Origin of the sequence: Nocardia sp. NPDC059228, from assembly GCF_042754245.1 — a bacterium.
Classification (GTDB): Bacteria; Actinomycetota; Actinomycetes; order Mycobacteriales; family Mycobacteriaceae; genus Nocardia.
Window position 1 is genome coordinate 1 of the sequence record NZ_JBHZAL010000078.1, and the last position, 7,353, is coordinate 7,353.

The window sequence follows — 7,353 nt, forward strand, 5'->3', positions numbered from 1 at the left end:
GACGGGCTCAAGGGCCTGCCCGAGGCGATCAACACCGTCTGGGACAAGACCATCGTCCAGACCTGCGTTATCCATTTGCTGCGCAACAGTTTCCGTTACGCGGGTCGGCAGCACTGGGCCGAGATGAGCCGCGATCTCAAACCCGTCTACACGGCCCCGACCGAGGCTGCGGCCAAGGAGCGGTTCGGTGAGTTCACCGCGAAATGGGGCGGTCGATATCCGGCGATCGTCAGGCTCTGGACCAACGCCTGGGCCGAGTTCGTGCCGTTCCTCGACTACGACGTGGAGATCAGACGAATCATCTGCTCCACCAACGCTATCGAGTCCTTGAATGCCCGCTACCGGCGCGCCATCCGCGCCCGCGGGCACTTCCCCTCCGAGCAATCCGCGCTCAAATGCTTGTATCTGGTGACCCGCTCCCTCGACCCCACCGGGCAAGGTCGGGCACGATGGGCGATGAGGTGGAAACCGGCCCTCAACGCCTTCGCCATCACCTTCGAAGGCCGGATCTACCCGACCGGGAACTAACCCACACCGAGGTCGGATCCACCGTTAATCCGAAAGTCCCCATCTGTCGGCCGCCTGATTGCACTTGCACCTTCGGTTCGACACAGGAGCGGCTCGTGGTGACATTGGACCGGTTGGCGAACGTACTGGGTAGCTATGGGATCCGTTTGCGGTTGTGTTCGGTTCCCCGGTCCACCCAATTGCGCAGTGTGGTGATCCGCGGGGCCGATCAGGACCCTGCGGAAGCCGGTGATGTGCTGCTCGGGATCGGGGCACGCTCGGTGTCGGAGGTAGTGGACTGGGCGAAATCGGCGCGGGCTGTTGTCGCGCTCATCCGTGGGGGTGAGCAAACTGCGGACGAGCCGGAGATCGAGGGGGTGGCGGTGATGGTGGTCGATCCTGCGGTGGCCTGGAGCGCGGTTGCCGTGGTGGTCTACGGGTTGGTGCTGGAAGGCCGCGAGACCGAGGCCGGTCGCGGCCCGACCGATTTGTTCGCCTTGGCCGACAGTCTGGCCGACGCGGTCGGGGGTGCGGTGACGATCGAGGACCGCCGGTCTCGGGTGCTGGCGTATTCGAGGCTTCAGCAGCACCTCGACCCCGCACGGGTCGAGACGATCCTGAGCCGGGAAATGCCGCAGTGGTTACGGGTCCTGTTCGATGCACACGGTGTCTTCGCACATTTGGCGGTCTCGGATGAACCGTTGTTCGTTCCTGCGCAGGCAGAGCGTGGTTTGACGGGGCGGATGGTCGTGGCCGTGCGCGTGGGCCGGCAACTGCTGGGCTCGATATGGGTGTCATGCCCGGCACCGTTGCACGGGGCTCGACGGATTGCCTTGGCTGACGGCGCGCATACGGTGGCCTTGCATCTGTTGCGGTCGCGGGCCAGCGCGGATCTGGAACGTCAGGTGGAATCCGAACTGGTGATCAGTTTGCTGGAGGGCGCCGCGGACGCGGCGACAGTGGCCAGCAGGCTGGGGTTGGCGCCGGAGAATTTGCGGGCGATCGCGCTGCGTGCACGGATCGCCGACGAGCAGCACGCCGCGCTGCTGCAGGCCTTCGAGCGAGCAACAACCGGATTCGGCTGGTCCCGTTCGAGCCGCAGCGCGTTGGTCGGCGACACCATCTACACCGTGCTGCCCGCCGATCAGGCGGCGACGGCACGCCATTGGATAAGCGAGCTACAGGCGGCACTGCCAGCGCAGATGACGGTGCTGGCCGGCATCAGCGGTGTTGCCCGGGCCACAGAATTGGCGTTGGCGCGCCAAGAGGCCGACGAATGCCTGGCGCTGCACGAGACCCACTCATCAGGTGCTGCGCCCCCCGCCTACGACGAGTCGTGGGACGAAATCCTGCTGCAACGGTTGCGCACCGCTGGGCTTTCTGGACGCACCCCCGCACGGGGGCCGGTGTCGCAGTTGCGATACCACGACCGCATCAACTCCACCGAGTACGTGGCAACGCTGCGCGCCTGGTTACAGGCCCAAGGCGACCCCGCACGGGCGGGCGCGCAGCTGGGCGTGCACGAGAACACCGTCCGTAACCGGCTGCGCAAGATGGCAGAGGTGACCAACCTCGGCTTGGACGACCCCCGCAAACGACTCGCCATGATGATCGAACTCGCCGTCACCGACGACGACTGACCGTGCTGTGCCATCGCCACAAATCTCGACCCCTCGATTGTCGGGTCAGCGCAACTGATCGCCCCGACAACCATGCCACCCTGGAGTTGACAAGAAAGCCGCAGGTAGCAGCAGCGAAACGGTGAGCATCGATCGGCCCGACAACCGACCATAGCCCCAGTGCCGCTGAAGACCCCTGTGCCGCTGAAGACAGCCAGCGGCAGAGCTGACGCGCGGCACGAATCCAATCCGATTCGGCACAGCAGCCGCGATCGACGCGGGTCCCACCGACTCAGACTCGGCCCGACATCAGGGCCTGCGCGTTGTCAGGGGCGGCACCGCCGTCTTGGCCCCGCCCCTGACGACAATCTGCAACCCAGCCAGAAAGGAAGGGACACAAACACATGCCCAACACCGCAGGTGTCTGGATGACATCTCGAGCCCATGATCAGCTTCAGACCGAATTGCAGGAACTGCTCGCGCAACGCCACATCGAAATGCCCGATGGGGACAGTGGCGACTACGCACGCAACCAGGCTCTGCATTCCGCACGCCAGGCACGCATCCGCCGGATCCACCACCTGCTCGGCAACGCCCTCATCGGCCAGAACCCACCCGACGACGGAATCGCCGAGCCCGGCATGGTCTTGACCGTTCGCTACGGCGACACCAGAGCGGTCGAGACGTTCCTGCTCGCAGTACGCGAGGCCGAAGACAGCGAGATGGAGGTCTACTCCATGCAATCGCCATTAGGCCGCGCCATCGCCGGAGCGCGACCGGGCGAACGCCGTACCTACCGGGCCCCCAGCGGCACGACCATGGCAGTGACGCTGCTACACGCGGTCCCCTACGCGCTGACCGACCCAGCCCCCGGAGAACACGAGAACAGTCCAGCGAAGGATCTGCCCTGTCGTGCCGAGCCGGAAACTAGTTGAACGGAGTTGAAGGGAATGAAGAACATTCGAGTATTCGAGGTCATGCAACGACCGATCATCGCGGTGCGGCACGACAACACGGCACGCGAGGCTGCGCTGATGCTCGCCGAACTGGGCTACGCCGCGTTGCCCGTTCTCGACCAGGACGATCGCCTCATCGGGGTGATCACCAGCGGTGACCTCTTGCGGGCCGGCGAATTCGACGACACGGCCAGTGCGGTGATGACCACACCAGCGGTCTCGGTCCCCGACAACGCGGCACTGGCCGAGGTCATCAGCAGACTGGTAACGCACGGACTGCGCAGTCTGCCAGTCGTCGATGCCGACGGCCGCGTGATCGGCATGTTCAGCCGCAGCGACGTGTTGCGAATCATGCTCACCCCCGATGACGCACTCACAGCCGATGCACAAAGCCTCCTCGATCAGTACATCGGCGCACGGCGTTGGCCTGTCACCGTCCGCGAAGCCGACGCCACCATCTCCGGCCGATTCGCCGACGAATCCGAACGGCGCATCGCCATCGCCCTCACCCGCACAGTGCCCGGCATCCGCACCGCGACCATCGCGACCACACCGCCCGCCGCGGCCGCAGCCGTGCACTAGGGACACGAGTGGAGAAATCGGACAAGAGGCGCACCGGCAGGGCGGCCATGCCTTCACTCCACCGCATCGCAAGCACCAACCCCTGGAGACCAGATGGCCCACGCACACACCGCCCCCGGCGACCGCCTTACCGACCACCTACCCGCGCTGCGAAACACACTGAACCAGCAACGCCGCTTCCGCCTGCAGCAGCTGGCCGAACTCGAAGCCGAAATCGACCGCGCCACCGCACCCACCAACGCGGCTGATACGGCTAGACATGAGGTCACTGTCAAGTTGTACGCAGCAGCACGACAAGCGTTGGCCGACATCGATGAAACCCTCACGCTCATCACCACAGGCCGTTACGGCCGCTGCCGCCGCTGTCATGCAGAGATCCCGATCCACCTACTGCAGACCATTCCCACTTCACGGTGGTGCCTGAATTGTCGGCAGCATCTCACCCCCCGCCGATGTACGTCGAAACGACACACGCCCAGTACTGAGAGGACCAGAGCTCAGCAATTGGCTCCGTCCACCTGACCACCACCGCTGCTGGGAGTTTCGGATCAACGGTGGACCCGATCTCGGTGTGGGTTAGTTCCCAGTCGGGGTGATCCGGCCTTCGAAGGTGATGGCGAAGTCGTTGAGGGCCGGTTTCCACCTCATCGCCCATCGGGGGTAGTGGCGCAACCCGCCGGAATCCGGCACTGGCGCAGTGGTTCCCCGGGCGCGGACCCAGGCATCACGAAAATGGTTGTGGCTGTGGCTGTTTCTTGCCGGATCCGCCGCCACTGTTGATGTTGGTCGCGCTGGTGGATTGGGCTCGGCTGGCGAACCCCGTTGTGGCCGTGCGGCTACCCGGGTTGCGGGCCCCGGCGGTTTGGATCGCAGGGGAGCCCACATACGAGACGGCGACCCGGCCGTCAGACGGATATCCACGGAGCCGCATCAGCCGCGCCTCACAACTGAGCCCATCGCGACGGGATCGCCACCGCCGCTCGCGGCCTCGCTCGCTGGCATGAAGACCAGCTGCCACTTGGTGCGGACCGGAAACCTTGTTGACCTCGGAACTCCAGCAAACCGATTGACCGCATCGGCTGCCAAGCATCAACCGGGCCCGTCCGCAGCCCGAACCGTTACTGCACATCGTTACTGGTCAAACCATTGTCGTTGCTTTTCGTGCGATTACTACCGGGTGCTGCGCGGGTCGCGGTGGCGCAGGTGTTTGGCAACGGTGTGGAGGTCGACACCGCCGGTCAGGGCCTCGGTGGCGGCGCCGCCGCGCGCGGAGTGCCCGCGCAGATTCTCGACCACGGCCGGATCGAGACGGCCTGGGTCGCACGGCGCTCGAGGATGCCGGGCACCGTGGCGGGGCGGGTGATCGCCCGGTGGTGGCCTGCGCGGTCGGCTCTTGTTGTGTTCGGTTGGTCGCGGGCGCGCAGGCGGCGGGTCTCGCCGAAATCCCGTTGGCCAACCTCATTTTCGTGCGGGCGTGCCTGATGACCCTCGGCATCGCCCGCGTCACCGCCAGTGCCCTGGGCGAGCCGAACCGACATCCCGGCACGGCACGCCGCTACTGGTCCAACTCGCCGATGCTCCGGACGCGGTCCGTCTGCCCTGAGCATCGGCCTGGCACTCAATTGCTCGGCGGGAACTGCCCCTTCGCCACCACCTTGCCACCCGAGAGTGTGAAGGTCACCACGCTGGGGCCGCCGCTCGGGCAGCACAGGGCGTCACTGGATTTCGCCCACTTGTACTGCACCGAGACGGTATTCGCGGTCTTTCCGATGACCTCGGTGTAGCCGTAGGGGCTGGATGTCGCGGTACCCAGGTAGGTGCCGTTGGTGAAGAACAGGACATGGGTGTACGGGTGAATATTGCCCGATTCCACCGTCATCCACGACAACACGCCATCGCAGCCCGCCGAGATCGGGTCATTGCTCGCCGACGGGTTGCCCCATCCGCCGTTCGTGGTCGGGGCGAGACTCTTGATTGCTGAGTTGGCGAGCCCGGAATTGAGGTCGAAGCACAGTCCGTGGCCGCTGCCGTTGGGTGCCGGATTCGTGGTCACCGGCACGATCGTGGGCTGCGGCGTGTCGGTCGCGGCACTGGTGGCAGGTGCAGGCTGCGGCGAATTGGCATCGCCCGCAGACGGATTGCCGCCCTGGCCGCCCGGAGCCTGGGCCGGAGGCGGAGCCGACTGGTTACCCTGCGCCGGTCCGGTCGTCCCCTGGGATGCGGCGACTGTCGTGCTCGCTGTTCCCGCCTGGGTCGACGAGCTGCCGGAGCATCCGCTCGCGGCCGCCACGAGGGCGGTGGCGAACGCGGCGAACAGCACTGATCTGGCCTTCATATATCTCCTCGCATCGATACGCCATCCCCGACTTCCATCCAAACGGAAGGACAAACTGGTCATCGGGTCCAGTCAGGCAGGCGTTATCGAAGCGTATGGGGGCGGGATGCCCCAAAAACCAGGGGCGCGAACACAATTCGCCCAGTGATGACCGTGGACCTCTCCTTTTTCCGCTCCGAGGCCTCCCAGCGCCTGCGCGCGCAGGCCCGTCCTGAGGGACATGCCGAAGGACTCGCTGAGACGAGCTGAGGGGCTTGCCGTGGCCGTCATTCACACACTGGAGCGAAACGGAATCACCGTCACCGCCGCGGCCCGTGAGCGCGTCACATCCTGCACAGAACCCGAACGTATCCTCGGCTGGCTGGATAAATCCATAGCGGCCAGCACCGTCGACAGCCTCTTCGAGGACCCCGCAGAAATCTGCCGGATTGCGGTGTCAGGCACAGAGGACCTCGCGCGCTGGGAGACCGAGCTCGACGTTGGTGACGGGTGGGCCGCACCCGTCACCACGACTGATCGACACCGATCGAGCCGTGCACCTGCCCCGCGGCCGTCACGCTGACTCCTCTGGAGGGTCTCTGATGTCGGATTACCTGGCGGCACAGTGAGATCCGGGACGTCGGCATAAGTGGTTGTCATCTGATTTGAGGGTGTGCCGAGACCTAGGATGCTCGGGTTTGCCTGGCTGCTGGGATCGGGCGGCCACGGTGGTAGGTGAGGATCTGGTTGGGGGTGCGGTGGCGGCGGAGGATGAGGTCGAGGGCCTGGGGGAAGGTGGGGCCCAGGAGGTGGAGGGCCAGGATGCCATCGGAGACGACATTGCCGTTGTCGAGCATCAGGAGGAAGGTTGTGCCGGTGGCGTTGGCGGCCAGGGGGGTCATGCGGTGGCCGAGGGCGGATTCGAAGTCGGCGTAGCGGTCGTACATGCCGGTCGCTACGTCGATGGGGTCGAAGAAGAGGGGGTCGGGAGGCCACAGGGCGCCGGCGAGGTCCGGGGGGCGGATGGCGAGGCTTCCGAAGGATTCGAGGGTTGATGCCGCGGGGCGGGAGACGTGGAAGCCTTCGGCTTTCAGGCGGTCGATCCATTCGGTGATGTCTACTCGGCGACTTGGAGTCCAGCCCGCGGCTTTGAGAGCTTGTAGCGTGATTGGATTCGGCCAATAGAAGCGCATAGAGACTATTCGGTGCTGGATCGTGTTGGGCACGTATCGATTTGGTTGACATGCCCTGGATACGCAGAAGGCCCCGACCAAATGGTCGGGGCCTTCGCGAAGGATGTTCCGGCGGTGTCCTACTCTCCCACACCCTGTCGAGTGCAGTACCATCGGCGCAGGTGGCCTTAGCTTCCGGGTTC

General features: G+C 65.4%; 10 protein-coding genes. 6 read left to right on the forward strand and 4 right to left on the reverse strand.

From position 1 onward, the window contains the following. The 4 genes from ACFXKA_RS42290 to ACFXKA_RS42305 all read left to right on the forward strand — a co-directional run. Window positions 1-528, forward strand: a 528-nt coding sequence (locus tag ACFXKA_RS42290) for a transposase (protein WP_379431796.1), incomplete at its 5' end; no start/stop codon positions are given. A 95-nt stretch (window positions 529-623) separates the two neighbouring features. Next, the gene (locus ACFXKA_RS42295; protein WP_379431797.1) at window positions 624-2,147 is read left to right on the forward strand and encodes a PucR family transcriptional regulator; all 1,524 of its coding nucleotides are present in this window, start codon (window positions 624-626) and stop codon (window positions 2,145-2,147) included. 383 nt (window positions 2,148-2,530) lie between these two features. Continuing rightward, complete coding sequence (locus tag ACFXKA_RS42300) at window positions 2,531-3,061, forward strand: GreA/GreB family elongation factor (protein ID WP_379431798.1); 531 nt, start codon at window positions 2,531-2,533, stop codon at window positions 3,059-3,061. A 15-nt stretch (window positions 3,062-3,076) separates the two neighbouring features. Then, on the forward strand, window positions 3,077-3,664 hold the full coding sequence (locus ACFXKA_RS42305; RefSeq protein ID WP_379431799.1) for a CBS domain-containing protein: 588 nt from the start codon (window positions 3,077-3,079) through the stop codon (window positions 3,662-3,664). 138 nt (window positions 3,665-3,802) lie between these two features. Here the strand turns inward: ACFXKA_RS42305 and ACFXKA_RS42310 are convergent, their stop codons facing one another. Further along, window positions 3,803-4,033: a hypothetical protein gene (locus ACFXKA_RS42310; RefSeq protein ID WP_379431805.1), complete on the reverse strand. Its 231-nt coding sequence runs from the start codon at window positions 4,031-4,033 to the stop codon at window positions 3,803-3,805. On the opposite strand from ACFXKA_RS42310, the gene ACFXKA_RS42315 reads away from it, so the two are divergent. After that, on the forward strand, window positions 3,965-4,186 hold the full coding sequence (locus ACFXKA_RS42315; RefSeq protein ID WP_379431804.1) for a TraR/DksA C4-type zinc finger protein: 222 nt from the start codon (window positions 3,965-3,967) through the stop codon (window positions 4,184-4,186). The genes ACFXKA_RS42310 and ACFXKA_RS42315 overlap by 69 nt on opposite strands. Before the next feature lie 648 nt (window positions 4,187-4,834). On the opposite strand, the gene ACFXKA_RS42320 is transcribed toward ACFXKA_RS42315, so the two are convergent. Next, window positions 4,835-4,960, reverse strand: a complete 126-nt coding sequence (locus ACFXKA_RS42320; RefSeq protein ID WP_379431800.1) for a hypothetical protein — start codon at window positions 4,958-4,960, stop codon at window positions 4,835-4,837. 322 nt (window positions 4,961-5,282) lie between these two features. Next, window positions 5,283-5,999 carry an LppP/LprE family lipoprotein gene (locus ACFXKA_RS42325; RefSeq protein ID WP_379431801.1) on the reverse strand — a complete coding sequence of 239 codons (717 nt, stop codon included), beginning with the start codon at window positions 5,997-5,999 and terminating at the stop codon, window positions 5,283-5,285. A gap of 220 nt (window positions 6,000-6,219) precedes the next feature. Here ACFXKA_RS42325 and ACFXKA_RS42330 point away from each other — a divergent pair, with 220 nt between their 5' ends. Continuing rightward, window positions 6,220-6,561 carry a hypothetical protein gene (locus ACFXKA_RS42330; RefSeq protein WP_379431802.1) on the forward strand — a complete coding sequence of 114 codons (342 nt, stop codon included), beginning with the start codon at window positions 6,220-6,222 and terminating at the stop codon, window positions 6,559-6,561. A gap of 100 nt (window positions 6,562-6,661) precedes the next feature. Here ACFXKA_RS42330 and ACFXKA_RS42335 read toward each other — a convergent pair whose 3' ends face one another. After that, complete coding sequence (locus ACFXKA_RS42335; protein WP_379431803.1) at window positions 6,662-7,171, reverse strand: SUKH-3 domain-containing protein; 510 nt, start codon at window positions 7,169-7,171, stop codon at window positions 6,662-6,664. Window positions 7,172-7,353: the final 182 nt, after the last annotated feature.

What these genes read in the sequence shown, in the direction of transcription:
- ACFXKA_RS42300 (WP_379431798.1), top strand. Translation starts at nt 2,531, where the DNA reads ATGCCCAACACCGCAGGTGTCTGGATGACATCTCGAGCCCATGATCAG.
- ACFXKA_RS42305 (WP_379431799.1), top strand. Translation starts at nt 3,077, where the DNA reads ATGAAGAACATTCGAGTATTCGAGGTCATGCAACGACCGATCATCGCG.
- ACFXKA_RS42310 (WP_379431805.1), bottom strand. Translation starts at nt 4,033, where the DNA reads ATGACAGCGGCGGCAGCGGCCGTAACGGCCTGTGGTGATGAGCGTGAG.
- ACFXKA_RS42325 (WP_379431801.1), bottom strand. Translation starts at nt 5,999, where the DNA reads ATGAAGGCCAGATCAGTGCTGTTCGCCGCGTTCGCCACCGCCCTCGTG.
- ACFXKA_RS42330 (WP_379431802.1), top strand. Translation starts at nt 6,220, where the DNA reads ATGCCGAAGGACTCGCTGAGACGAGCTGAGGGGCTTGCCGTGGCCGTC.
- ACFXKA_RS42335 (WP_379431803.1), bottom strand. Translation starts at nt 7,171, where the DNA reads ATGCGCTTCTATTGGCCGAATCCAATCACGCTACAAGCTCTCAAAGCC.